The organism is Lentzea aerocolonigenes (assembly GCF_000974445.1).
GTDB classification, from domain to species: domain Bacteria; phylum Actinomycetota; class Actinomycetes; order Mycobacteriales; family Pseudonocardiaceae; genus Lentzea; species Lentzea aerocolonigenes.
Genome location: NZ_BBOJ01000035.1, coordinates 64,188 through 88,500 on the forward strand (window position 1 = coordinate 64,188; position 24,313 = coordinate 88,500).

Consider the following 24,313-nt stretch of genomic DNA (forward strand, 5'->3'; position numbering starts at 1 on the left):
GAATCACTGGGGCGTGGGCGGCTGGCGCAGTGCATCGGTGTAGCTGTACATGAAGCCGATCAGGTAGGTCGCGGCGTCGCCGGGGGAGTCGAACTCCGCGTAGAACCGCTTGTCGCCGTCGTGCAACCAGAACACGACGTAGCTGTCCTCCGCGCGCACGAGGCACAGGGCGTTCTCGACGGTCGCGCCGACCGAGTAGCTGCGTTGGTCGAGGCCCAGGAACTCGGCGATGCCGTGCACGGCCTGCGCGGCCGTGTCGAACTCGCCGGCGAGACCGGGTTCGAGCTCGGGCGCGTCCGTCGCCACGGCCAGTGCCCGTGCTCGCACGGGTGAGGACAACCGTTGTGGCAGTTGGTATCCCCGTTCGCGGACGTGCGCGAGGAACGCCTGGTCCGGCGCGACGTCGTACCGCTCGAGGTAGTACGCCACCGAACTGGCCCAGACCCACCGGCCGTCGGTGTGGTACGCCATCGGCACTTCCTGCGGACGTTCCGGGTCCAGCCAGTCGCGCACGAGACTGCGCGACGCCAGCACCACCGTGGCGCTGGTCAGGTAGTCCAGCAACGCTTTCTTCTCGCCGGCGATGACAGGTGACCGGAACAGGACCGGGGTCTCGTTCTCGTCCATGCCGTCGAACATCCGCACGAGGTTCGTTTCCCGGTTGCCGGGTGCGGGCGACTCGGCGAACACCGACTTCGGCGGTCCCGCCAGGCTCAGCGTGCTGAGTGCCGCGGCCATCCAGTCCGGGGTGGTCTGCGGCATGCGCGGGAAGTAGAGGAACTCGGTGCGCAGCAACTGGTCCGCGAGGTCCATGGGGCCGCGGTCGTAGTACGTGGCCCAGCGCGGTTCGGCGCGCCGGTCGAACGCCAGCGTCGGCCGCTCGCCCCTGCTGACCTCGTAACGCGCCGTGGTCCAGGCGCCGTGCGGGTAGACGTAGGTGGCCGTGCGCAGGCGGTGGAACCACTGACCGACCATCAGCGGCGGGAGCCAGTGGCGCTCCTCGCCGTCGGCCGTGCGCAGGAACGTCGTGAGCTCCTGCCACGGACCGAGCGCGTGGCACTCCACGACGATCGTCTGCCAGCCCTGGGGGCAGTGCCGGGTGAGCAGCGCGGTGATCGCGTCCACCAGCGCGTCCGTCTGGGCGGGGGTCTGCTTCGAGTCCGGCAGCACCAGGTACGGCGGCGACGTGTCGACCACGTCGAGCGTCGGCAGGTCGGCGTGACGCATCTGCGCGAGCCGTTCGAACTCCGTGCGCGGCCTGGTGACGGCCTCCTTCGGCTTGCCGGTCCGCAGCCGTGCCACCGAGAGTTCGTCGTCACCGACGCCCTGCACCTCGTGCAGCGAACCGTCGGTGCCGTGCGCGACCGCGACGCTCAGGAACGCCGACTCCACCAGGCTCAGCCCCAGCGGTTCCGGCGTGCCGGACCCGTCGTCGAAGAGCACGTGCCGTGCGATCCGGTGGTCGAGCTGCGTGAACGTGTTGGGGAACAGCTTGTTGTTCCACACCAGGAACCGGCGCATGCCGAGCTCGGACTCCGACGTGGTCGCGCGCTTGGGCACCAAGGCGGCGAGGCCGGCTGCCGGCACCGTCACCGAGGCCACCGCCGGAACGCCGGGGTTGAGCCGGAGCAGCACGCCGCCGAGCGCAGCGAGGTCCCGGCCGCGCGCCCGCTGCCAGCGCGACCAGTTGCCGGGCAGCCGAGCCTCGGAGGTGAAGACGTGCAGGACCTCGTCGTCGCCTTCCTTCGCGACGGCGAACTGGCCGGGGTGCTCCTCGCGGTCGACGAGGAAGACCTCCGCTTCCAGCAACGCGAACACCACGTCGCCTTCGGGGCCGTACCCGGTGGCGGCCAGTTCGATCGCCTGCTCCAGAGCGTTCTCCGGAGGGGAGAGCTCGAGCGCGCGCGGGCTCGGCCGGTAGTTGGCGTTCGGGCTGAAGTCGCCGATCTCGCCCCGGTCGTCGACCGCGAAGGCGCCCCTGATCGCGTACGGGGGCACCACGCCGTCGGGGTCGAGCATCGGGTCGACCGCGTACAGCCAGCCACCGGCCTGCTGCTTGGCCGCTGCCCGCATCTCGGCGGTGATCTCTGGCTTGCCGGGCTGGGTCATGACGTGGTCCTCAGTGCATCAGTGGTGTGCGGCTCGTAGTGCGGGTTGGCGTAGGCCTGTTTCGTCGGGACCCACTCCGTGCCGTTCCACTTCACCTCGACTGCTTCCTTGATGTAGCGCCGGTCGATGCCGCCCAGGAACCCGATCTCGGCCTCCTGGTCGACGGACATCAACAGGTCCTTGTGGCCTTCTCGTTCCAGCGTGGCGAGAACGTCGAGTCCACCGGGGGCGTCGATGACGTAGTTGTACGCGACGTCCCCGATCTGGGGCGGCATGTCGCCGCCGAACTGCTTGCTCGTGTACCAGGTCGAGTCGCGGGTCACCGAAACCATGCGGCCGGAGTTGGACGTGACCTGCTGACGCGTCGTGCCGCCCTGCTTGTGCTCGCTGACGTGGAAGCCCTCGCCGAAGACCACGTCGGGGTGCCGGTTGTCGAACCGGTAGAGCTCCTCGTTGCTGATCCGCCAGGCGGCCTCGGCGCTGATGTCCTCGAAGTGCAGGGCGGCGCCTTCCGGTGCGGCCTGCGCTCCGTGGGCGCGTGCTTCTTCGGAGTGCGGGTCGTCGTAGTCGGTGGCGCCCTTGGCGATCGCGTCCTCGCGCAGGTCGTGGGCCTTCTGCGCCCATTCGCGGCGGATGTCGGGCGGCGGCTCGCAGCCTTCGAGGCGCGAGGCGATGCCGTTGCGATCTTCTGCGGCGGTGTACTTCGACGGGGGGAGTTGGGGCTTGGGCGCAGGGGTGGGCTCTGGGGTGGGAGTCGGCTCCGGTGCGTGGACCGGCTCCGGTGACTGGACCGGCTCTGGGTCGTGGGTCGGCTCCGGTGCGTGGGCCGGCTCGGCGTCCTGAGCAGGCTCTGTGTGGCGGACCGGTTCGGTTTCGCGGACCGGCGCGATGTCGTGAACCGGCTCCGGGTTGTGGGTGGCCTTCTCCTCGGGAACCCGTGCGGACTCCGGTCGCTGCTCACGCGTCGGAGCAGGCGGCGCCACGTCCGGCCGCGTGCTCGGCACGGTTTGACGCTCGTCGCCCGGCCGGTGCCACTGCACCTCGGACGCGTCGAGCGGCTTGACCGGTCGCCAGTCACGCCCCGGTGCGGGCGGCTGCCAGTTCGGCCGCTGCTGTCCGGGGTTCGGCTGTTGCTGGGGCGGCAGCGGAGGACGCTGCTGGTGCGCGGGGGGCTGCGGGAAACGCGGCTGGCCCTGCTGCGGGACGCGCGGCGGCACGGGACCGGGTGGCGGCCCGACCGGGCGGTTCCCCTGGTGCGGCGGCGGTCCGACCGGGCGCTGACCCTGGTTCGGCGGTGGCCCGACCGGGCGCTGACCCTGGTTCGGCGGCGGTGGCAGTGGTGGCCGCTGGCCGCGGTTCGGCGGCGGACCCCAGTGCTGCTGTTGCGGCGGGGGTGGTGGCTGCCTGACCTGGTGCGGCGGCGCGACGTGGCTCGCGGGCACGAGCATCGCGTTACCGAACCTGTCGTGAACCCACACCATCGGCTCGCCGCGCCGGTGCGCGCGCACGCCCTGCTCCGGGACGTTGTCGCCCCAGGTGGGCGTGGTGCCCGGCGCGGTGGAGCGCTCGTGCTTGGAGCTGGTGCCGTCCGGCTTGAACGTGGCCCAGTCGCCGTTGGGCGGCCAGCCGGGCGACTCGCCACCGCGCTTGTGGTCGTAGTGCGTCGAGCTGGCGAACACGTTGCCCATGTCGTCGACCCACGCGTCCTTCGTGGGCGCCACTACCTCGACGCCGAGCTCCTGGCTCAGCTTCGCGGCGAACCCGTCCGCCTTGGTCCCGGTCTGACAGGACAACAGCCGAATCGGCTGCTTGCCGTCCCAGTCACCGCTGGACCGGATGATGTCGGCGAGGTCCTTGGGCGTGAGCTTGGTGTCGCCCACCCGCACGTTGTCGGCCGACCCGTGCACGTCGACGGTGTAGCGGTGCGGGTCGGGCGCGACGGTGGTCGCGGAGTAGACCGCACCGTCCATGCGGTTCCAGCCCGAGCTGGCGCGCTCGTGCAGCGACAGCCCGGCCTTGGTGTGCGCCGCGTGGTCCTGCAGGTGTTTCAGGTGGTCCGGCAGGGTGACGGGGGTCTTCTGCCGCGCGAGGTCCTCGGCGTGGCTGCGGGCCTGCCGTTCGTGCGACTGGGAGGTGTCGGCGGGCCGGTGCTGAGGTGTCGGGCCGTGGGTGGGCGGAACCTGCTGCGCCACCGGATGCCGTTGGGGCTGCGGTGCCGGGTGCTGCTGAGGGGCGGGCTGGGGTGCGTGCTGGCGCGGTTGGGTGTGTTGCGGCGGCTGCGCGTGTTGCGGAGCTCGGGCGTGCGGCGGCGCGGAGGTGTGCGCCGGCGGTTGGCCGTGCACGGGCCGCTGCGGGGGCGCGCTGCGCGGGTGTGGTCCGGGCTGCTGAGGGCGCTGGTGGTGCTGTCGCGGCTGTTGCTGCGGCACGCCCTGCGGCGCCGGGCCGTGGCCGGGAGGCGAGGACTGCGACGGGGCCGGGGCCTCGCTGTGGCGGCCGGGCGGCGCGGTGAAGGGCGCGGGAGGAACCGGCGTGGACGTCGCGGCCTGGTGGACGGCGTCGCCTGCGGGAGACCTGTGTTGCTGCGGCCCGGCCGGGGTCGGGGAAGGACCGTGGTTCGTGCCGCCGGGAGGTGTGAAGCCTGCCGGGGCGAGGTTGGCCGGTCCGTTCGGACTCGTGGACGAGATCGGGGAGTGGTTGCCCGCCACGGGCGACGGACCACCGTGCAGGTGGCTCGCCGAGGCGGGTGGAGGTCCGCTCGGCACGGGCCCGCCGCTACCGGACGGGTAGCTCGCGCTGTGCGGGACCGGGCTGCCTGACGGCGACGGCCCGCCGGGACTGGACGAGTGGACAGCGGGACCTGCGGCGCCGCTGTTCTGCGGGTGACCGACGCCTGCCGGTGAGGCGTTGCTCGGCGTCGGGGTGTGGCCGCCGGTGTTCGGCGGGTGTGCGGTGGAGGTCGGGGCTGGGCCGCTCGGTGAGGGTCCGCCGGTGTTCGGCGAGTGGCCGCTGCCTGTCGGGGCTGGGCCGCTCGGTGAGGGTCCGCCGGTGTTCGGTGGGTGGCCGCCGCCCGTCGGGGTCGGGCCGCTCGGCGAGGGACTGCCGCTGTTCGGCGAGTGACCGCTGGCCGTCGGGTTGGTTCCTGCCGCTGGCGCGTGTCCGCCGGCCGTCGGCGTGGGTCCACCCGCCTGGGAGTGGCTACTGGGCGTCGGCGTGCCCGACGGCGAGAACCCGCCACCCGACAGACCCGGCGTCGAGCGCGGCGCGGCCGGAGCGTTCCCGGCGGCAGGCGCGGCTGGCGCGTTCCCTGCCGCTGGAGCGGACTGTGGCGAAGCCTGGAAGCCCTGCGGCTGCTGCGAAGGAGGCGGCGGCGGTGCCGACGATGCAGGGGGCGAATCCTGTCCACCGCGGTGCTGCGGCTGCTCCACGGGCGGGGCCGCGTAAGACATGTTCGTCGCGTCCGACGAACGGCGCGGTGGGGCCTCGGCGTCCGGAGTGGACGTGGGGCCAGGCCCGTCGGCACGGGGAACGTCGGCACGGGGAACCTCGGCGCGAGGCGGTGGAGGGTCGCCCGCCGAGGGCATGTCGCCCGCCGTCGGGACGTCGATGTCCGCGTTCAGGCCTTCGATGCCCGACTTCGCGCCCGAAACGCTGCCGCTGACGGCGCCCGAGGTGGCGCCGAACAGCACGTCGGAGGCCTTGATGCCCTCCTCGCTCAGCGCGCCTTCCGCGAGGGCCGAGCCGGCGCCGGTGATGGCCTCCTCGGCGGCGTTGCGGCCGATGGAGCGGCCCAGCGAGTCGCCGAGGCCGTCGCCGAGCGTCTTGCCCATGCCGGCGCCCACGCCCGCGCCGACCACGCCGGAGATCAGGCCGGACTTGGCCGCGTCCAGCGTGAGTGAGGTGTCGAGGGTGTCGCGGGTGCCCTTGGCCAGCTGGATGCCCTGGACGGCCAGGTCGGTGGCTACCGAGGTGGCCACCTCGATGCCCACCTGGAGGGCCAGCTTGCCGATGAGGTTGCGGCCCACCTGTTGCATCAGGCGCTGCACGAGCTGGCGGAAGACGATCTGCACGCCGGCTCTGGTCGCCAGCTGGGCCGGCACGATGCCCGCGGTCGAGGCGCCGAACGAGACCACGGCCGAGGCGAGCATCACCGCGATCTGGATGGCCAGCAGGACCAGGGCGATGATGATCGAGAGCTTGGCGTACTCGATCTGCATCGCGCAGTTGCGGCAGGCCGTCGCGAGCTTCTCGGAGACGTCCTTCATCTTGGGCAGGGTGGCTTCCTCGCCCTTGACGAACTTCTCCCAGTACTTCTTGAACGCCTCCGCGGCCTCACCGTCCATGTGGGACGTTGCCTGCTTGACGGCGTCCTCCGCCTGGCGCATGGCCTCGTCGACGTCGGTCGCCGCCTGTTTCCAGACGTCGCCGAGTCGCTGCAGCGCCGTTTCGTCGCCTTCCGGCCAGCTGTCACCCACCACGATCGGGATGAGCCAGCGGACCTCGGCGGGCATCTCGATGCCCATGGCGGCAATCCCCCCAGACTGCTAACCGCTGATACCGCGTGCGTTGAAGTTGTCCTGCTGTTCCATCAGGTTCGCGGACTCTTCCAGGTTCTTCCCGATGTCCTGCAACGTCTTCGCGACCTCGGCCATCACCTTGCGGACGCCGTCGGCCGCGGGGACGTAGTCGGTGGCGAACTTCTGGCCCGCCTCGTCGTTGCCCCAGCACTGGCCTTCGGCGTCGAGGCCGCGGGCGAGCGTGGCCGCGCCGGTCGCCATGTCCTCGCCGGTGCTCACCATCTTGGCCGCCGCCGAGCGCACGCCGGCGGCTTCCATCCACGTCTGCCCGGTCACCAGCTGTCCCTCCGGCCCATGATCGAGTTGCCGCCGAAGTCGTCGTCGTCCGGCTCGGAGGCCGCGCGCTGCACGGGCCGGGCTTCCTCGCGCAGCACGGAGGAGCCGAAGTCCTCATCGGACGGTGGCGCGGGTTCGTCGCGCTGCTCCACCTTGAAGATGTCCTTCAACGACGGCGCTCCCGGCACGATGTCCGGCAGGTCGACCACGCCCTCCTCCGAGGTCAACGGGGCCATCTGCGCCGTGACCTGCTCGCGCACGTTCGCGGCCGCGCGACGGGTCACCTGGGTGATCGTCTGCGCCAGCTGCTCGGGCGTGACCCGCTCGAACGCGCGCGGGCCGAGCTCCAGCTCGTCCAGCACCCCGGTGGAGTCGACGGTCACCACGACGTTGCCGTCGGGGGAGGACGCCACCCCGGACATCGCCGCGATCGCCGCCTGGGCGTCGCGCAGGCCGTCGGTGCGGTCCTTCAGCTCCCGCATCAGGTTGTCGAGGGTGCCGCGCAACTCTGCGTTACGAGCCGCTAGCTGATCGTCGTCGAGCACTGCGGCAACGTACCGAACGCGGGAGCGTCCTGTTGGCCGAACGGGTCACTTGGTGATGCAGATCGTCTTCATCGGCTGCGAGTAGGTCTTCGAGTCCTCGCCTGCGCACAGCGAGCGGTCGGACTTGCCCTCGACGACCTTCGTGACCTTGCGCGTCCCGGTGCCGCACGCCACCCGTTCGAAGTACTGGTTGACCGCCTTGAGGCAGTCGCCCTCGCTCACGTTGAGCACGTAGCAGTAGCGGGTCTTGCCGTTGCGCTTCGACCGCCCGGACGACTCGTCCAGGTAGTCACCGGTCGGGCACATCGTGCGCCGCTCACGGGAAGACACGCGGTACACGGCCTCCTGGGACGAACAGTCCACTTCGGCCATGTTGACGCTCGTGTCGTTGAGGTCGATCTGCTTCGCGCACTCGCCGACGCCGGCCTGCTCGTGCCAGCCGGAACAGCCGGACAGGGCGAGGACGAGCGCGGCGGCCAGGGCAACTGTCTTCACGACTTCTCCAGGCAGATCGTGGTCGCGGGTTCGCTGTACGTGCGGATCTCGTGGTCGCCGCACAACGACCGGTCGACGCCGCCGGTGACCCTGGACACGCGCTGCGACCCGCCTGTGCCGCACATCACCCGTTCGTGGAACGCGTTGGCGCGCTTGAGGCAGTCGCCTTCCTTGACGTTGAGCACGTAGCAGTGCCGCGTCTTGCCACCGGTCTTGCGGGCGCGCTGGGTCGTCTGGACGAAGTAGTCGCCCTCGGGGCACGACGACCGCTTCGTCTCCTCCTTGACGAGCCGGTAGGTCGCCTCCGGGGAGGCGCAGTCGGTCTCGTCCATCTCCAGCTCGCCGATCGGCCGGGCGCAGTCACCGACCGAAGGGGTCGAGAGCAGGTCCTTCGCGATGAGGAACCCCGGTACGGCGATGACCACGGCGATGGCGCCGCAGACCAGCAGGTTGGCCTTCAAAGTGCGTTCTCCGTCACACGAGTACCGTGGGGTCCGGTCGCCATGTCTACTGCAGGTACGAGCGCGGTACCCCCGTTTTGACCCAGGTAGACGTGGGCGGGTATCTTTGCTACTCGTGCCCGACCCATGTCGGGCCGCTCCGCGTGCCCGTGAGGCAGCGGTGTCCTCCACTCGCAGGGGCAGTTGAACTGTTGCCTGCGGACCTTGGGAGCGGGCGACACGCCCGACCTCGGGTGCAGAGAGGGATCAAGAAACACGAGGGTGAACCGAGAGGCGAACCCGCAAAAGACGGAAGAAGCAGCCGGCGAATGCCAACGATCCAGCAGCTGGTCCGCAAGGGCCGCCAGGACAAGGTGGCCAAGCAGAAGACGGCGGCCCTCAAGGGCTCGCCGCAGCGGCGCGGTGTGTGCACCCGCGTTTACACCACCACCCCCAAGAAGCCGAACTCCGCACTGCGCAAGGTCGCTCGCGTCAAGCTGACCAGCGGTATCGAGGTCACGGCCTACATCCCCGGTGAGGGCCACAACCTCCAGGAGCACTCGATGGTGCTCGTGCGCGGCGGTCGTGTGAAGGACCTGCCGGGTGTTCGTTACAAGATCATCCGTGGCTCTCTCGACACGCAGGGTGTCAAGAACCGCAAGCAGGCTCGCAGCCGCTACGGCGCGAAGAAGGAGAAGAGCTGATGCCCCGCAAGGGACCGGCCCCCAGGCGGCCGCTGATCTCCGACCCGGTCTACAGCTCGCCGCTCGTGACCCAGCTCATCAACAAGGTGCTGGTCGACGGCAAGCGTTCCGTGGCCGAGAAGATCGTCTACGAAGCGCTCGAAGGTGCTCGCGAGAAGACCGGCACCGACCCGGTCGTCACGCTGAAGCGCGCGCTCGACAACGTGAAGCCGGCTCTCGAGGTCAAGAGCCGCCGCGTCGGTGGCGCGACCTACCAGGTCCCGGTCGAGGTCAAGCCCGGCCGCTCCACCACGCTGGCGCTGCGTTGGCTGATCACCTTCTCGCGGCAGCGCCGTGAGAAGACCATGGTCGAGCGTCTGATGAACGAGCTGCTCGATGCGAGCAACGGTCTCGGTGCGAGCGTCAAGCGCCGTGAGGACACGCACAAGATGGCCGAGTCCAACAAGGCCTTCGCCCACTACCGCTGGTGATGTGACGCCCGGCCTGGACACCAGGCCGGGCTCTCCCAGCCCTAGTGAGCTGACAAGCTCAAGACAGGGGAAAGACCCGTGGCACAGGACGTGCTCACTGATCTTGCCAAGGTCCGCAACATCGGGATCATGGCCCACATCGACGCGGGCAAGACCACGACGACTGAGCGGATCCTCTTCTACACGGGGATCAGCTACAAGATCGGCGAGGTTCACGACGGCGCCGCCGTGATGGACTGGATGGAGCAGGAGCAGGAGCGCGGCATCACGATCACGTCGGCCGCGACGACCTGCTACTGGAAGAACCACCAGATCAACCTGATCGACACGCCCGGCCACGTCGACTTCACCGTCGAGGTCGAGCGCAACCTGCGCGTCCTCGACGGCGCCGTTGCCGTCTTCGACGGCAAGGAGGGTGTCGAGCCGCAGTCCGAGCAGGTCTGGCGGCAGGCCACCAAGTACGACGTCCCGCGCATCTGCTTCGTCAACAAGATGGACAAGCTGGGCGCGGACTTCTACTTCACCATCCGCACCATTCAGGAACGTCTCGGCGCGAAGCCGCTGCCGATCCAGATCCCGATCGGTGCCGAGAGCGACTTCATCGGCGTCGTCGACCTGGTCGAGATGCGTGCTCTCACGTGGCGTGGTGAGGTCCAGAAGGGCGAGGACTACGCGATCGAGGAGATCCCCGCGGATCTCGTCGAGCGTGCGCAGGAGTTCCGCGAGCAGCTTCTCGAGGCCGTCGCCGAGACCGACGACGAGCTGACCGAGAAGTACTTCGAGAACGGTGACCTCTCCGTCGAGGAGATCAAGGCCGGCCTTCGCAAGATCGTCGCCGAGGGCACCGCCTACCCGGTGCTCTGTGGTTCCGCGTTCAAGAACAAGGGCGTTCAGCCCATGCTCGACGCGGTCATCGACTTCCTGCCGTCGCCGCTGGACCTCCCGCCGGTCGAGGGCACGCTGCAGGACGGCGAGACCGTCGTGTCGCGCAAGGCCTCGAGCGACGAGCCGTTCTCGGCTCTGGCGTTCAAGATCGCCGTGCACCCGTTCTTCGGCAAGCTGACCTACATCCGGGTCTACTCGGGCAAGGTCGCCTCCGGCACCCAGGTCGTCAACGCGACCAAGGACCGCAAGGAGCGCATCGGGAAGATCTTCCAGATGCACGCCAACAAGGAGAACCCGGTCACCGAGGCCATCGCGGGCCACATCTACGCCGTGATCGGTCTGAAGGACACCACGACCGGTGAGACCCTGTGCGACCCGGCTCACCCGATCGTCCTCGAGTCGATGACCTTCCCCGAGCCCGTCATCCAGGTGGCCATCGAGCCCAAGACGAAGGCGGACCAGGAGAAGCTCGGCACCGCGATCCAGAAGCTGGCTGAGGAGGACCCGACGTTCCGGGTCAACCTCGACCAGGAGACGGGCCAGACCATCATCGCCGGCATGGGCGAGCTCCACCTGGACATCCTGGTGGACCGCATGCGCCGCGAGTTCAAGGTCGAGGCCAACATCGGCAAGCCTCAGGTGGCGTACCGGGAGACCATCCGCAAGGCGGTGGAGAAGTACTCCTACACCCACAAGAAGCAGACCGGTGGTTCCGGCCAGTTCGCGAAGGTGCTCATCACCGTCGAGCCGCTGGAGAAGAAGGACGACGGCGCGCTCTACGAGTTCGTGAACGCCGTCACTGGTGGTCGCATCCCGCGTGAGTACATCCCGTCGGTCGACGCGGGTGCACAGGACGCGCTGCAGTACGGCGTGCTGGCGGGCTACCCGCTGGTCGGCGTGAAGGTGACTCTGATCGACGGCGCCTACCACGAGGTCGACTCCTCGGAAATGGCGTTCAAGATCGCTGGTTCGATGGCCCTCAAGGAAGCCGCCCGTCAGGCGTCTCCCGCGATCCTCGAGCCTCTGATGGCCGTCGAGGTCACGACGCCCGAGGAGTACATGGGCGACGTGATCGGCGACCTGAACTCCCGCCGCGGCCAGATCCAGGCCATGGAGGAGCGCAGCGGCGTCCGTGTCGTCAAGGCACTGGTTCCGCTGTCGGAAATGTTCGGGTACGTGGGTGACCTGCGGTCCAAGACCCAGGGTCGCGCCAACTACTCGATGGTGTTCGACTCCTACGCAGAGGTTCCCGCGAACGTCTCGAAGGAGATCATCGCGAAGGCGACCGGGGAGTAACTCCCCACCGGAGCACCGCAGTTCGACCGCGGGCTCTCCGGGGGTGAATCCCTGGGGTCCGCTACTTTTAGACCCTGACGTGTAAGTCCGGCGGGTGGCCACAAATGCCCGCCGGACCAGCAAAAAGAAGTCCAGGAGGACAATCCAGTGGCCAAGGCGAAGTTCGAGCGGACGAAGCCGCACGTCAACATCGGCACCATCGGTCACATCGACCATGGCAAGACCACGCTGACCGCGGCGATCTCCAAGGTTCTGCACGACGCGTACCCCGATGTGAACGCCTCGTTCGCGTTCGACCAGATCGACAAGGCGCCGGAAGAGAAGCAGCGCGGCATCACGATCTCGATCGCGCACATCGAGTACCAGACGGAGAACCGTCACTACGCGCACGTCGACTGCCCCGGGCACGCCGACTACATCAAGAACATGATCACCGGTGCGGCGCAGATGGACGGCGCCATCCTGGTGGTCGCGGCGACCGACGGCCCGATGCCGCAGACGAAGGAGCACGTCCTCCTGGCCCGCCAGGTCGGCGTCCCCTACATCGTCGTCGCGCTCAACAAGGCCGACATGGTCGACGACGAGGAGATCCTGGAGCTCGTCGAGCTCGAGGTCCGCGAGCTGCTCTCCGAGTACGAGTTCCCGGGCGACGACCTGCCGGTCGTGCGCGTCTCGGCGCTGAAGGCGCTCGAGGGCGACGAGCAGTGGGGCAAGTCCGTTCTCGAGCTCATGGCCGCCGTTGACTCGGCGATCCCGGAGCCGGAGCGCGAGGTCGACAAGCCGTTCCTCATGCCCGTCGAGGACGTCTTCACGATCACCGGTCGCGGCACCGTGGTGACCGGTCGCATCGAGCGCGGCATCATCAACGTGAACTCCGAGATCGAGATCGTCGGTATCAAGGAGACGTCGAAGAAGACGACGGTCACCTCGATCGAGATGTTCAAGAAGTTCCTCGACGAGGGTCGCGCCGGTGACAACGCCGCGCTGCTGCTCCGCGGCATCAAGCGCGAGGAGGTGGAGCGCGGCATGGTCATCGTCAAGCCGGGCACCACGACCCCGCACACCGAGTTCGAGGCCCAGGTCTACATCCTGTCGAAGGACGAGGGTGGCCGCCACACGCCGTTCTTCAACAACTACCGTCCGCAGTTCTACTTCCGGACGACGGACGTGACCGGCGTTGTGACGCTGCCCGAGGGCACCGAGATGGTCATGCCGGGCGACAACACCTTCATGTCGGTCAAGCTGATCCAGCCGATCGCCATGGACGAGGGTCTGCGCTTCGCGATCCGCGAGGGTGGCCGCACCGTCGGCGCCGGCTCGGTCACCAAGATCATCAAGTGACCTAGCAGCACCCAGTTCGGCGAAAGGCCGGGCCAACGGTTCCGTTGGCCCGGCCTTCGTCGTTGCCAGGTCGAAGTTGTGCGACAGCTCACGTCGGGCTGTCGCCATGCGCAGGGGTGTGGGCCCGCGTCGGGGATCCTGTTGCCCGGCAACGGAACCGTCGTGCTCGTCGCTCCACACGCGACGAACAGGACGGCTCACCGGCCAAGATCCTGACGTGATCTGGCTCCAACTCACCCACCCCGATTTGGAGCGCCTCACGCCCGTGTGGCATCCTTTACGGGTTGCTCGACGAAGGCCGGGTCGCATCCGTGCGTGCCTGAGCCCTTCGACCGAGCGTCCGCGCCCTGTTAGTGAACGCCTCCTTGCGGAGATGGGCATCAGGGTGCAAGGGCTGTGGTAGGCCCAATCCCACCGGGGAGACCTTGAGTGGGACCGGTATGCGCACCGGGCGCGACACGCCCGACCGCGTGGACCGGGCACCATGACACTTCAACAGGGGCGGAGCGCGCCAAGAGGCTGTAACAGGCCTCATCCGAGGCACCGCACCGCAGCGGTTACGAGAAGCAGAGGAACGGCAAGCCATCATGGCGGGACAAAAGATCCGCATCCGGCTCAAGGCCTACGACCACGAAGCGATCGACGCGTCTGCGCGCAAGATCGTGGAGACCGTGACGCGCACCGGCGCTCGGGTCGTCGGGCCGGTGCCGCTGCCCACTGAGAAGAACGTGTACTGCGTCATCCGCTCGCCGCACAAGTACAAGGACTCGCGCGAGCACTTCGAGATGCGCACGCACAAGCGGCTGATCGACATCCTCGACCCGACGCCGAAGACGGTTGACGCGCTCATGCGCATCGACCTGCCGGCCAGCGTCGACGTCAACATCCAGTAAGCGTTGGGCGCGGAGAGTAACGGACCAATGTCTGACAGGCAGATGAAGGGCATCCTGGGCACCAAGCTCGGCATGACTCAGGTCTTCGACGAGAACAACCGGGTCGTCCCGGTGACCGTCGTCAAGGCCGAGCCGAATGTCGTCACCCAGGTTCGCACCGAAGAGAAGGACGGCTACACCGCCGTCCAGCTGGCGGCCGGCGCGATTGACCCGCGCAAGGTCAACAAGCCCGTCGCGGGCCACTTCGCCAAGGCCGGGGTCACGCCCCGCCGCCACCTGGTGGAGCTGCGCACGACGGACGCCGGCGAGTACACGGTCGGCCAGGAGATCACCGCTGAGGTGTTCGAGGCCGGCGCTGTTGTCGACATCACCGGCACCAGCAAGGGCAAGGGCACCGCGGGTGTCATGAAGCGCCACAACTTCCGGGGCCTCGGCTCCAGCCACGGCACCCAGCGCAAGCACCGCTCGCCGGGTTCCATCGGTGGCTGCGCCACTCCGGGTCGCGTCTTCAAGGGTCTGCGCATGGCCGGCCGCATGGGCCACGTGCGCGTCACGACCCAGAACCTGAAGGTGCACAAGATCGACGCCGAGAACGGCCTGCTGCTCATCAAGGGCGCTGTTCCCGGCCCCAAGGGTGGTCTGGTGTTCGTCCGGACTGCTGCGAAGGGTGGTGCCTGATGTCGACTGTTGAGATCCGCACCCCGGACGGCAAGTCCGCCGGCACGGTTGAGCTCCCGTCGGCCATTTTCGACGCGCAGGCGAACGTCGCGCTGCTGCACCAGGTTGTCGTCGGCCAGCAGGCCGCCGCTCGCCAGGGCACGCACGCCACGAAGACCCGCGGCGAGGTGTCCGGTGGTGGCAAGAAGCCGTACCGCCAGAAGGGCACCGGTCGCGCCCGCCAGGGTTCGACGCGTGCGCCGCAGTTCGCCGGCGGTGGCGTCGTCCACGGCCCGCAGCCGCGTGACTACACCCAGCGGACCCCCAAGAAGATGAAGGCCGCCGCTCTGCGTGGCGCCCTCTCCGACCGGGCCCGCGCCAACCAGGTGCACGTCGTGTCCGGCCTGGTGGACGGGGACACCCCGTCGACCAAGACCGCACGCAAGGTCCTGGAGTCGGTCACCCAGGCTCGTCGCGTTCTCGTGGTGCTCAACCGCACCGACGAGGTCGCGTGGGTCAGCGTGCGGAACCTTCCGCACGTGCACGTGATCGCGCCCGACCAGCTCAACACCTACGACGTGCTCGTCAACGACGACGTGGTGTTCACCAAGGACTCGCTCGACGTGTTCCTCGCCAGCAAGGCCCAGCAGGGTCGTGGCTCGGCTGAGGGCGCGGCGGTCGTGGTGGACGAGGAGGCTTCCAAGTGATCCCCGACCACAGGGACATCTTGCTCGCGCCGGTGATCTCCGAGAAGTCCTACGGGCTTCTTGAGGAGAACAAGTACACCTTCTTGGTGGCGCCGGGTTCGAACAAGACCCAGATCAAGATCGCCGTGGAGAAGGTCTTCGGCGTGAAGGTCGTCAGCGTCAACACCATCAACCGGCAGGGCAAGCGCAAGCGCACCCGCACCGGGTTCGGCAAGCGCAAGGACACGAAGCGCGCGATCGTGACCCTGTCCTCGGACAGCAAGCCGATCGAGATCTTCGGCGGCCCTGCCGCCTGATGACGAGGACTGCGTAGAGATGGGCATTCGCAAGTACAAGCCGACGACTCCCGGTCGTCGCGGTGCGAGCGTCTCCGACTTCGCCGAGATCACTCGGTCGACGCCGGAGAAGTCGCTGATCCGCCCGCTGCACAAGCTGGGTGGCCGCAACGCTTCGGGCAAGATCACCACGCGGCACAAGGGTGGCGGTCACAAGCGGGCTTACCGCCTGATCGACTTCCGTCGCCACGACAAGGACGGCGTGCCGGCCAAGGTCGCTCACATCGAGTACGACCCGAACCGCACCGCGCGCATCGCGCTGCTGCACTACGCGGACGGCGAGAAGCGCTACATCATCGCCCCGGAGAAGCTCAAGCAGGGTGACACGGTTGAGAACGGCCCCAAGGCCGACATCAAGCCGGGCAACAACCTGCCGCTGCGCAACATCCCGGTCGGTTCCGTGATTCACGCGATCGAGCTCCGCCCCGGTGGCGGCGCGAAGATCGCTCGCTCCGCCGGCGCCTCGGTTCAGCTCGTGGCGAAGGACGGCCCGTACGCCCAGCTGCGGATGCCTTCGGGCGAGATCCGCAACGTGGACGTGCGCTGCCGCGCCACGCTCGGCGAGGTCGGCAACAAGGAGCACCAGAACATCAACTGGGGCAAGGCAGGCCGCATGCGGTGGAAGGGCAAGAAGCCCACCGTGCGTGGTGTCGCCATGAACCCCGTTGACCACCCGCACGGTGGTGGTGAGGGCAAGACCTCCGGTGGTCGCCACCCGGTCAACCCGGCTGGTAAGCCCGAGGGTCGTACTCGCCGCCGCAAGCCAAGCGACAAGCTCATCGTCCGGCGTCGTCGCACCGGTAAGAAGCGCTGAGCAGGGAGGGAGTGAAGGATGCCTCGCAGCCTTAAGAAGGGCCCCTTCGTGGACGACCACCTGCTCAAGAAGGTGGACGTTCTCAACGAGTCGGGCAAGAAGACCGTCATCAAGACGTGGTCCCGCCGGTCCACGATCATCCCGGACATGCTGGGTCACACCATCGCGGTGCACGACGGCCGCAAGCACGTCCCGGTGTTCGTGACCGAGGCCATGGTCGGGCACAAGCTGGGCGAGTTCGCCCCGACCCGCACCTTCAAGGGCCACATCAAGGACGACCGGAAGTCTCGTCGCCGCTAGGCGTCGAACTGAGAAGAGCAAGGGAAAAGCAGCGATGAACGCCCGTAAGGACGCTGAGGCGCAGGAGTTTCCGCGCGCCGTGGCTCGGGCTCGCTACGTCCGCGACACCCCCATGAAGGTCCGTCGCGTCGTCGAGCTCATCAAGGGTCGTAACGCCAGCGAGGCCCTGGCCGTGCTCCAGTTCGCGCCCCAGGCCGCTTCTGAGCCGGTCGCGAAGGTGCTCGCCAGCGCCATGGCCAACGCCGAGAACAACCTGTCCCTGGACCCCGACACCCTCTGGGTTTCGGCGGCCTTTGTGGACGAGGGTCCGACCCTCAAGCGTTTCCGCCCGCGTGCCCAGGGCCGCGCGTACCGGATCCGCAAGCGGACGAGCCACATCACCATCGAGGTGGAGTCTCGTCCCAAGAAGACCAGCGCGAAGGGAACGCGGTAGTGGGCCAGAAGATCAACCCGCACGGCTTCCGGCTGGGGATCACCACCGACTGGAAGTCCCGCTGGTACGCAGACAAGCAGTACGCCGAGTACGTGGCCGAGGACGTCAAGATCCGTCGGCTGCTCTCGCGCGGCATGGAGCGTGCCGGCATCTCCAAGGTGGAGATCGAGCGCACCCGTGACCGGGTTCGCGTCGACATCCACACCGCCCGGCCGGGCATCGTCATCGGCCGTCGCGGTGCCGAGGCGGACCGCATCCGCGGTGAGCTGGAGAAGCTCACCAAGAAGCAGGTCCAGCTGAACATCCTCGAGGTCAAGAGCCCCGAGTCGGACGCGCAGCTCGTGGCACAGGGTGTCGCCGAGCAGCTGTCCAACCGCGTCGCCTTCCGGCGCGCGATGCGCAAGGCCATTCAGTCGGCCATGCGTTCGCCGCAGGTCAAGGGCATCCGCGTGCAGTGCGGCGGTCGCCTGGGCGGCGCTGAGATGTCCCGCTCGGAGCACTACCGCGACGGCCGCGTGCCGCTGCACACGCTCCGCGCCAACATCGACTACGGCTTCTTCGAGGCCCGCACCACGTTCGGCCGTATCGGCGTGAAGGTGTGGATCTACAAGGGCGACATCGTCGGTGGCATCTCCGCCAAGCGCGCGCTCGACGCGGCTGCGCCTTCGCAGGCCGACCGCGCCCCGCGTCGCGACCGTGGCGAGCGTCCGAACCGGGCCCGTCGCTCCGGTGCCAGCGGCACCACCGCGACGAGCACCGAGGCCGGCCGTGCCGCCGCTGACGCCTCCGCGGCGTCCAGCGAGGCCCCGGCTGCTGCAGAGAAGACGGAGAGCTGAGTCATGCTCATCCCGCGCAGGGTCAAGCACCGCAAGCAGCACCACCCCAAGCGGTCGGGTGCTGCCAAGGGCGGCACGAAGGTCACCTTCGGTGAGTACGGCATCCAGGCTCTGGAGCCGGCGTACGTCACCAACAGGCAGATCGAGTCCGCTCGTATCGCCATCACGCGCCACATCCGTCGTGGCGGCAAGGTCTGGATCAACATCTTCCCGGACCGTCCGCTGACGAAGAAGCCGGCCGAGACCCGCATGGGTTCCGGTAAGGGTTCGCCGGAGTGGTGGGTGGCCAACGTCAAGCCGGGTCGCGTCCTCTTCGAGATGGCCTTCCCGAACGAGCAGGTCGCTCGCGAGGCGCTCCGCCGCGCGATCCACAAGCTCCCGATGAAGTGCCGCATCGTTACGCGTGAGGGTGGTGAGTTCTGATGGCAGCGGGTACCACCGCTTCCGAGCTGCGTGAGCTCACCGAGGAAGAGCTCGTGCTGCGTCTGAAGGAATCGAAGGAAGAGCTCTTCAACCTTCGCTTCCAGATGGCCACGGGCCAGCTCGACAACAACCGGCGGCTGCGCACGGTCCGGCACGACATCGCCCGGATCTACACCGTGATGCGGGAGCGGGAGCTCGGCCTCTCCGCTTCGCCGGAATCCACTGGTGAGGGTGCGGCATGACCGACAGCAACGAAGTTCAGACCGAGAAGCGCAACGACCGCAAGGTCCGTGAGGGCCTCGTCGTGTCCGACAAGATGGACAAGACGATCGTGGTTGCGCTCGAGGACCGCAAGAAGCACCCGCGTTACTCCAAGATCATGCGCTCCACCACCAAGGTGAAGGTGCACGACGAGGAGAACGCGGCGGGCATCGGCGACCGCGTCCTGCTCATGGAGACCCGGCCCCTGTCGGCGACCAAGCGCTGGCGGCTCGTCGAGATCCTCGAGAAGGCCAAGTAAGTCCTTTCTAGACAGACCGAGCCCGTCGGGTCGGAAATCCGGCGGGCCAGGAATGGTCAGGAGCAAGTAAGTGATTCAGCAGGAGTCGCGGCTTCGTGTCGCCGACAACACTGGTGCGAAGGAGATCCTTTGCATCCGTGTTCTCGGTGGTTCGGGCCGCCGCTACGCGGGCATCGGCGACATCATCGTCGCGACCGTCAAGGACGCGATCCCCGGTGCCGGCGTGAAGAAGGGTGACGTCGTCAAGGCCGTCATCGTCCGCACCGTCAAGGAGCGCCGTCGCGCGGATGGCTCGTACATCCGCTTCGACGAGAACGCCGCCGTGCTCATCAAGAACGACAACGAGCCGCGCGGTACCCGCATCTTCGGCCCGGTCGGTCGTGAGCTGCGCGACAAGAAGTTCATGAAGATCATCTCGCTGGCTCCGGAGGTGCTCTGACCATGAAGGTGAAGAAGGGCGACACGGTCGTCGTTATCGCCGGCAAGGACAAGGGCGCGAAGGGCAAGGTCATCCAGGCCTACCCGGAGACCGGCAAGGTCCTGGTCGAGGGCGTCAACCGGATCAAGAAGCACACCCGGATCACGCAGACCCAGCGTGGCGCGCAGTCCGGTGGCATCGTGACCCAGGAAGCCCCGATCAACGTCTCCAACGTGATGGTGGTCGACTCGGACGGCAAGCCGACCCGTGTTGGTTACCGTACGAACGACGAGGGCAAGCGGGTCCGCATTTCCCGTCGTAACGGGAAGGACATCTGAGCATGACTACCGCAGAGAAGATCATCCCGCGGCTGAAGACGCGTTACCGCGACGAGATCAAGGGCGAGCTGCAGAAGCAGTTCTCCTTCGCCAACGTGATGCAGATCCCCGGCGTCGTCAAGGTCGTCGTCAACATGGGTGTCGGCGACGCCGCCCGTGACGGCAAGCTGATCGAGGGTGCCGTCAAGGACCTCTCGATCATCACCGGTCAGCGTCCCGAGGTTCGTCGGGCCCGCAAGTCCATCGCGCAGTTCAAGCTGCGTGAGGGCATGCCGATCGGCGCGCGCGTCACGCTGCGCGGCGACCGCATGTGGGAGTTCCTGGACCGCCTGCTGACGATCGCACTGCCCCGTATCCGCGACTTCCGCGGCCTCTCGGGCAAGCAGTTCGACGGCAACGGCAACTACACGTTCGGTCTGAACGAGCAGTCGATGTTCCACGAGATCGACCCCGACTCGATCGACCGTCCCCGCGGCATGGACATCACCGTCGTCACCACCGCCACGAACGACGAGGAGGGCCGGGCGCTGCTGAAGCTCCTGGGCTTCCCGTTCAAGGAGAACTGAGTCGATGGCCAAGAAGGCGTTGATCAACAAGGCCGCGAAGAAGCCGAAGTTCAAGGTCCGGGGCTACACCCGGTGCCAGCGTTGCGGCCGCCCCCACGCGGTGTTCCGCAAGTTCGGCCTCTGCCGGATCTGCTTGCGCGAGATGGCTCACCGCGGTGAGCTGCCTGGCGTGAGCAAGTCCAGCTGGTAATTCCAAGCTCCATTACTTCGCTGTAGGCCCGCACACGACCGTCCTGTCCCTCCTCTTCGGAGGAGGGCAGGTCTGGACCCTGAGCGGTGAACCGCAGCGAGAAGGGTTGACCAGGTCACCATGACGATGACCGATCCCATCGCAGACATGCTCACTCGTCTGCGGAACGCGAACTCGGCTTACCACGACAAGGTCGTGATGCCGCACTCGAAGTTGAAGGCCAACATCGCCGAGATCCTCAAGCGCGAGGGCTACATCGCCTCGTACCGCGACGAGGAGGGCGAGGTCGCGAAGAACCTCGTCGTCGAGCTGAAGTACGGCCCGAACCGTGAGCGCAGCATCGCCGGCCTCCGCCGCGTGTCGAAGCCCGGTCTGCGCGTGTACGCGAAGTCCACCGGCCTGCCGCGAGTTCTCGGCGGTCTTGGTGTGGCGATCATTTCGACCTCTGGTGGTCTCATGACCGACCGCCAGGCCAACAAGGCAGGCGTGGGCGGAGAAGTCCTCGCCTACGTTTGGTAAGGGGGAGTAGACATGTCGCGCATCGGTAAGCAGCCGATCATTGTCCCCTCCGGGGTCGACGTGAACATCGCCGGCCAGGACGTGAGCGTGAAGGGTCCCAAGGGCACCCTGACGCTGACGATCGCTGAGCCGATCAGCCTGGAGAAGGCTGAGGACGGCACGCTCGAGGTCAAGCGCCCGAACGACGAGCGCCGCAACCGCGCGCTCCACGGCCTGTCGCGCACGCTCGTGCACAACATGGTTGTCGGCGTGACCCAGGGTTACGAAAAGAAGATGGAAATCCACGGCGTCGGTTACCGCGTCGCGCTCAAGGGCTCTGAGCTCGAGTTCGCGCTCGGTTACTCCCACCCCGTCAAGGTCGAGGCCCCCGAGGGCATCACCTTCGCGGTGGAGACCCCGACCCGTTTCTCCGTCTCGGGTATCGACAAGCAGCTGGTCGGTGAGGTCGCCGCCAACATCCGCAAGCTGCGCAAGCCCGACCCGTACAAGGGCAAGGGCGTCCGCTACTCGGGCGAGAAGATCCGTCGCAAGGTCGGAAAGACGGGTAAGTGACATGAGCGAGTCGACTGTTACGAAGCGCAAGCCGGTGGGCAAGGACATCTCCACCAGGCGTCGTGTTGCCAAGGCCCGTCGCCACTTCCGCCTCCGCAAGAAGGTCAGCGGCACCGCCGAGCGCCCGCGCCTGGTCGTGCACCGGTCGTCGAAGCACATCACCGTGCAGATCATCGACGACCTGAAGGGCCACACGGTCGCGTCCGCTTCCTCCATGGAGGCCGACGTCCGTGCGCTGGAAGGCGACAAGAAGGCCCGCGCGGCCAAGGTCGGCCAGCTGGCCGCGGCCCGTGCCAAGGACGCCGGCATCACGGCGGTCGTGTTCGACCGCGGTGGCAACGCGTACCACGGCCGGATCGCCGCCCTGGCGGACGCCGCCCGCGAGGCGGGGCTGGAGTTCTGACAATGATGATCACTGGAATTGAGAGGGACGCCTGATGCCAGGACGTACGCGTCGCGAAGGCGGCGGGGGCGAGCGCGGAGAGCGCCGCGACCGTCGTGACGGCGGCCGCGGCGGCGCGGCCCAGGAGAAGACCCCCCACCTCGAGCGCGTGGTTGCGATCAACCGCGTCTCCAAGGTGGTCAAGGGTGGTCGTCGCTTCAGCTTCACCGCGCTCGTCGTGGTGGGTGACGGCGACGGCATGGTCGGCGTCGGTTACGGCAAGGCCAAGGAAGTTCCCGCGGCCATCGCCAAGGGTGTCGAGGAAGCGAAGAAGAACTTCTTCCGCGTGCCTCGCATCGCCGGCACCATCCCCCACCCGGTCCAGGGTGAGAAGGCCGCTGGTGTGGTTCTGCTGCGTCCGGCCTCGGCCGGTACCGGTGTCATCGCGGGTGGCGCTGTCCGCGCCGTCCTCGAGTGCGCCGGCGTGCACGACGTGCTGTCGAAGTCGCTGGGCTCCGACAACGCGATCAACATCGTGCACGCGACCGTGGCGGCCCTCAAGGGCCTGCAGCGTCCGGAAGAGGTCGCGGCCCGTCGTGGCCTGCCCCTCGAGGACGTCGCCCCCGCCGGCATGATCCGCGCTCGCGCGGGCCAGGGGGTCTGACCATGGCTCTCAAGATCACCCAGGTTCGCAGCACCATCGGCACCAAGCACAACCACCGCGAGTCGATGCGCACCCTCGGGCTGCGCAAGATCCGCCAGTCGGTCGTGCGTGAGGACACCCCCCAGGTCCGCGGCCTGATCCACGCCGTGCGCCACCTGGTGGTTGTTGAGGAGGTCCAGTCGTGACCATCAAGATTCACGATCTGCGTCCCGCCCCCGGAGCCAAGACCGCCAAGACCCGCGTCGGTCGTGGTGAAGGCTCCAAGGGCAAGACCGCCGGCCGCGGTACGAAGGGCACGGGCGCTCGCAAGAACGTCTCGCCGCGCTTCGAAGGTGGCCAGATGCCGCTGCACATGCGGCTGCCGAAGCTCAAGGGCTTCAAGAACCTGTTCCGCACCGAGTACCAGGTCGTGAACGTCTCCGACATCGCTGCCTCGTTCCCCGAGGGCGGTTCGGTCGACGTTCCCGCGCTGGTGCTGGCCGGGCTGGTCCGCAAGGGCTCGCTCGTCAAGGTGCTGGGCGATGGTGAGGTCAGCGTCAAGCTGGACGTCACCGCTGACAAGTTCTCCAAGTCCGCTGTGGAGAAGCTGTCTGCCGCTGGTGGTACCGCTACGGTCGCCGGCGCGTAGTCATTGCGCCTGAAGGGCCCTGAGGCTTCGCCTCGGGGCCCTTTGGCGTGTTCGGGGGAGTGTCAGACCCTCTGAGTAGGTTGAGTTGTAGGGGTTCCCGATTCGGGGGGACGCCTGCGTCAGCGTGGGGTCCGTAGGTGGTCTTGTCGCGTTGGCGGGGTTCCTGTTGCGTGCTTGGGCTGAGGACTCTGCCCTCAGACTCCCGACACTCCCAAAAGAGCCCTCCAGCGCCGTCTGCGGGTTGATGGCACGCCTGTTGCTCTTGGCGGCTTGCGGTTGCGTTGGTGGTTGCGTTTGCGGTGTGGCTCCCCCGTCTAGCGCTCCGCAGCGGGCCACACCCGAGGGGTCAGGTCAAGTCGACGAAAAAGCGTGTCGACTTGACCTGACCCCTCGGGCGCGGCAAGGGCAGAGGAGCGCTAGACGGGGGAGCCACACCGCCGGGTCGCGTTGGCAGGGCGGTTGGGTCGCCTCGGCTAATGAGTGCTGAGTCGGCCGTCTGGCAGGCTCGGCCTGTGGCCGCTGGTGGGTGAGCACTCTGTCTCGGATGGAGTTGTTGAGTTCTTGGCGAAGACCGTGCCCTCACCAGTTGCCGGGAGAACGTGATCGCTGCTGGGATGTCGTGCCTGCCGATGGTGGCGTGAGCACTGTTCATTAGCTTGCCGACAAGTTCTCCCTGGGCCGCTGGCGTCGAGTGGGCGAGTGGGAGTGCGGATGTTGTTGCTGGTCGGTGATGACTGGGCCGAGGATCACCACGATGTCGAGTTGATGGACGCCGACGGGCGCAGGCTGGTCAAGGCCCGGTTGCCCGAGGGTGTGGCCGGGATGGCGCGGCTGCACGCGTTGATCGCCGAGCACACCGGTCAGGCCGATCCTGAGGATGTCGAGGTCCGGGTCGGGATCGAGACCGATCGTGGTCCGTGGGTGCGGGCGCTGGTCGCGGCCGGATACACGGTGTTCGCGATCAATCCGATGTCGGTGGCCCGGTTCCGGGACCGGCACCGGG

At 67.9% G+C, this 24,313-nt stretch carries 32 protein-coding genes; 26 read left to right on the forward strand and 6 right to left on the reverse strand.

What is annotated here, in order from left to right; genetic code table 11:
- Positions 1–3 precede the first annotated feature (3 nt).
- From AOM45_RS45210 to AOM45_RS45235, 6 genes are read right to left on the reverse strand one after another with little or no spacing between them, the layout of a single operon-like run.
- Entirely contained in the window at positions 4–2,109 is a 2,106-nt protein-coding gene (locus tag AOM45_RS45210) for a type VII secretion system-associated protein (RefSeq protein WP_051784735.1), read from the reverse strand.
- Positions 2,106–6,629, reverse strand: coding sequence for a WXG100-like domain-containing protein (locus AOM45_RS45215; protein ID WP_030473475.1), 4,524 nt, complete (start codon positions 6,627–6,629; stop codon positions 2,106–2,108). The genes AOM45_RS45210 and AOM45_RS45215 overlap by 4 nt, the downstream gene beginning before the upstream one ends.
- Before the next feature lie 21 nt (positions 6,630–6,650).
- Positions 6,651–6,959, reverse strand: coding sequence for a WXG100 family type VII secretion target (locus AOM45_RS45220; RefSeq protein WP_051784734.1), 309 nt, complete (start codon positions 6,957–6,959; stop codon positions 6,651–6,653).
- Positions 6,956–7,504 (reverse strand): YbaB/EbfC family nucleoid-associated protein, encoded by a 549-nt coding sequence (locus tag AOM45_RS45225; RefSeq protein ID WP_035913811.1) that lies wholly within the window; start codon positions 7,502–7,504, stop codon positions 6,956–6,958. The genes AOM45_RS45220 and AOM45_RS45225 overlap by 4 nt, the downstream gene beginning before the upstream one ends.
- A 45-nt stretch (positions 7,505–7,549) precedes the next feature.
- Entirely contained in the window at positions 7,550–7,999 is a 450-nt protein-coding gene (locus AOM45_RS45230) for an LppU/SCO3897 family protein (protein ID WP_030473473.1), read from the reverse strand.
- Positions 7,996–8,460 (reverse strand): LppU/SCO3897 family protein, encoded by a 465-nt coding sequence (locus AOM45_RS45235; RefSeq protein ID WP_030473472.1) that lies wholly within the window; start codon positions 8,458–8,460, stop codon positions 7,996–7,998. The genes AOM45_RS45230 and AOM45_RS45235 overlap by 4 nt, the downstream gene beginning before the upstream one ends.
- Positions 8,461–8,768: 308 nt before the next feature.
- Here AOM45_RS45235 and rpsL point away from each other — a divergent pair, with 308 nt between their 5' ends.
- The 26 genes from rpsL to AOM45_RS45365 form a co-directional block, all read left to right on the forward strand.
- On the forward strand, positions 8,769–9,143 hold the full coding sequence (gene rpsL, locus AOM45_RS45240; RefSeq protein ID WP_030473471.1) for a 30S ribosomal protein S12: 375 nt from the start codon (positions 8,769–8,771) through the stop codon (positions 9,141–9,143).
- On the forward strand, positions 9,143–9,613 hold the full coding sequence (gene rpsG, locus AOM45_RS45245) for a 30S ribosomal protein S7 (RefSeq protein WP_030473470.1): 471 nt from the start codon (positions 9,143–9,145) through the stop codon (positions 9,611–9,613). The genes rpsL and rpsG overlap by 1 nt, the downstream gene beginning before the upstream one ends.
- A gap of 78 nt (positions 9,614–9,691) precedes the next feature.
- Complete coding sequence (gene fusA / locus AOM45_RS45250) at positions 9,692–11,794, forward strand: elongation factor G (RefSeq protein WP_030473469.1); 2,103 nt, start codon at positions 9,692–9,694, stop codon at positions 11,792–11,794.
- A 147-nt stretch (positions 11,795–11,941) separates the two neighbouring features.
- Positions 11,942–13,135 carry an elongation factor Tu gene (tuf, locus tag AOM45_RS45255; RefSeq protein WP_030473468.1) on the forward strand — a complete coding sequence of 398 codons (1,194 nt, stop codon included), beginning with the start codon at positions 11,942–11,944 and terminating at the stop codon, positions 13,133–13,135.
- A gap of 587 nt (positions 13,136–13,722) precedes the next feature.
- Positions 13,723–14,028, forward strand: a complete 306-nt coding sequence (gene rpsJ / locus AOM45_RS45260) for a 30S ribosomal protein S10 (protein ID WP_003938093.1) — start codon at positions 13,723–13,725, stop codon at positions 14,026–14,028.
- A gap of 27 nt (positions 14,029–14,055) precedes the next feature.
- Positions 14,056–14,706 (forward strand): 50S ribosomal protein L3, encoded by a 651-nt coding sequence (gene rplC, locus AOM45_RS45265; protein ID WP_030473467.1) that lies wholly within the window; start codon positions 14,056–14,058, stop codon positions 14,704–14,706.
- Entirely contained in the window at positions 14,706–15,392 is a 687-nt protein-coding gene (rplD, locus tag AOM45_RS45270; protein ID WP_030473466.1) for a 50S ribosomal protein L4, read from the forward strand. Before rplC ends, rplD begins: the two co-directional genes overlap by 1 nt.
- The gene (gene rplW, locus AOM45_RS45275) at positions 15,389–15,688 is read left to right on the forward strand and encodes a 50S ribosomal protein L23 (protein WP_030473465.1); all 300 of its coding nucleotides are present in this window, start codon (positions 15,389–15,391) and stop codon (positions 15,686–15,688) included. Before rplD ends, rplW begins: the two co-directional genes overlap by 4 nt.
- Positions 15,689–15,707: 19 nt before the next feature.
- On the forward strand, positions 15,708–16,541 hold the full coding sequence (gene rplB / locus AOM45_RS45280; RefSeq protein WP_030473464.1) for a 50S ribosomal protein L2: 834 nt from the start codon (positions 15,708–15,710) through the stop codon (positions 16,539–16,541).
- An 18-nt stretch (positions 16,542–16,559) separates the two neighbouring features.
- On the forward strand, positions 16,560–16,841 hold the full coding sequence (gene rpsS / locus AOM45_RS45285; RefSeq protein ID WP_015105260.1) for a 30S ribosomal protein S19: 282 nt from the start codon (positions 16,560–16,562) through the stop codon (positions 16,839–16,841).
- 34 nt (positions 16,842–16,875) lie between these two features.
- Complete coding sequence (gene rplV / locus AOM45_RS45290) at positions 16,876–17,274, forward strand: 50S ribosomal protein L22 (RefSeq protein WP_030473463.1); 399 nt, start codon at positions 16,876–16,878, stop codon at positions 17,272–17,274.
- On the forward strand, positions 17,274–18,110 hold the full coding sequence (gene rpsC, locus AOM45_RS45295; protein WP_030473462.1) for a 30S ribosomal protein S3: 837 nt from the start codon (positions 17,274–17,276) through the stop codon (positions 18,108–18,110). Before rplV ends, rpsC begins: the two co-directional genes overlap by 1 nt.
- Before the next feature lie 3 nt (positions 18,111–18,113).
- Positions 18,114–18,533 (forward strand): 50S ribosomal protein L16, encoded by a 420-nt coding sequence (gene rplP, locus AOM45_RS45300; RefSeq protein ID WP_030473461.1) that lies wholly within the window; start codon positions 18,114–18,116, stop codon positions 18,531–18,533.
- Positions 18,533–18,775, forward strand: coding sequence for a 50S ribosomal protein L29 (gene rpmC / locus AOM45_RS45305; RefSeq protein WP_030473460.1), 243 nt, complete (start codon positions 18,533–18,535; stop codon positions 18,773–18,775). Before rplP ends, rpmC begins: the two co-directional genes overlap by 1 nt.
- A complete protein-coding gene (gene rpsQ, locus AOM45_RS45310; RefSeq protein ID WP_030473459.1) occupies positions 18,772–19,053 on the forward strand; it encodes a 30S ribosomal protein S17 in 282 nt (93 codons plus the stop codon). The genes rpmC and rpsQ overlap by 4 nt, the downstream gene beginning before the upstream one ends.
- Positions 19,054–19,123: 70 nt before the next feature.
- Complete coding sequence (gene rplN / locus AOM45_RS45315) at positions 19,124–19,492, forward strand: 50S ribosomal protein L14 (protein ID WP_030473458.1); 369 nt, start codon at positions 19,124–19,126, stop codon at positions 19,490–19,492.
- A 2-nt stretch (positions 19,493–19,494) separates the two neighbouring features.
- Complete coding sequence (gene rplX / locus AOM45_RS45320; protein WP_030473457.1) at positions 19,495–19,809, forward strand: 50S ribosomal protein L24; 315 nt, start codon at positions 19,495–19,497, stop codon at positions 19,807–19,809.
- A gap of 2 nt (positions 19,810–19,811) precedes the next feature.
- Positions 19,812–20,375, forward strand: a complete 564-nt coding sequence (gene rplE, locus AOM45_RS45325; RefSeq protein ID WP_030473456.1) for a 50S ribosomal protein L5 — start codon at positions 19,812–19,814, stop codon at positions 20,373–20,375.
- Between the two features lie 4 nt (positions 20,376–20,379).
- Complete coding sequence (locus AOM45_RS45330; RefSeq protein WP_030473455.1) at positions 20,380–20,565, forward strand: type Z 30S ribosomal protein S14; 186 nt, start codon at positions 20,380–20,382, stop codon at positions 20,563–20,565.
- 120 nt (positions 20,566–20,685) lie between these two features.
- Entirely contained in the window at positions 20,686–21,084 is a 399-nt protein-coding gene (gene rpsH / locus AOM45_RS45335; RefSeq protein WP_030473454.1) for a 30S ribosomal protein S8, read from the forward strand.
- A 12-nt stretch (positions 21,085–21,096) separates the two neighbouring features.
- Entirely contained in the window at positions 21,097–21,636 is a 540-nt protein-coding gene (gene rplF / locus AOM45_RS45340) for a 50S ribosomal protein L6 (protein WP_030473453.1), read from the forward strand.
- 1 nt (position 21,637) lies between these two features.
- Positions 21,638–22,039, forward strand: coding sequence for a 50S ribosomal protein L18 (gene rplR, locus AOM45_RS45345; RefSeq protein ID WP_030473452.1), 402 nt, complete (start codon positions 21,638–21,640; stop codon positions 22,037–22,039).
- A gap of 34 nt (positions 22,040–22,073) precedes the next feature.
- Positions 22,074–22,682, forward strand: a complete 609-nt coding sequence (gene rpsE, locus AOM45_RS45350; protein ID WP_030473451.1) for a 30S ribosomal protein S5 — start codon at positions 22,074–22,076, stop codon at positions 22,680–22,682.
- Between the two features lie 2 nt (positions 22,683–22,684).
- Positions 22,685–22,867, forward strand: coding sequence for a 50S ribosomal protein L30 (gene rpmD / locus AOM45_RS45355; RefSeq protein ID WP_030473450.1), 183 nt, complete (start codon positions 22,685–22,687; stop codon positions 22,865–22,867).
- The gene (gene rplO, locus AOM45_RS45360; RefSeq protein WP_030473449.1) at positions 22,864–23,310 is read left to right on the forward strand and encodes a 50S ribosomal protein L15; all 447 of its coding nucleotides are present in this window, start codon (positions 22,864–22,866) and stop codon (positions 23,308–23,310) included. Before rpmD ends, rplO begins: the two co-directional genes overlap by 4 nt.
- Before the next feature lie 714 nt (positions 23,311–24,024).
- Positions 24,025–24,313 (forward strand): IS110 family transposase (locus tag AOM45_RS45365; protein WP_201780185.1); only part of this gene is annotated, 289 nt, incomplete at its 3' end.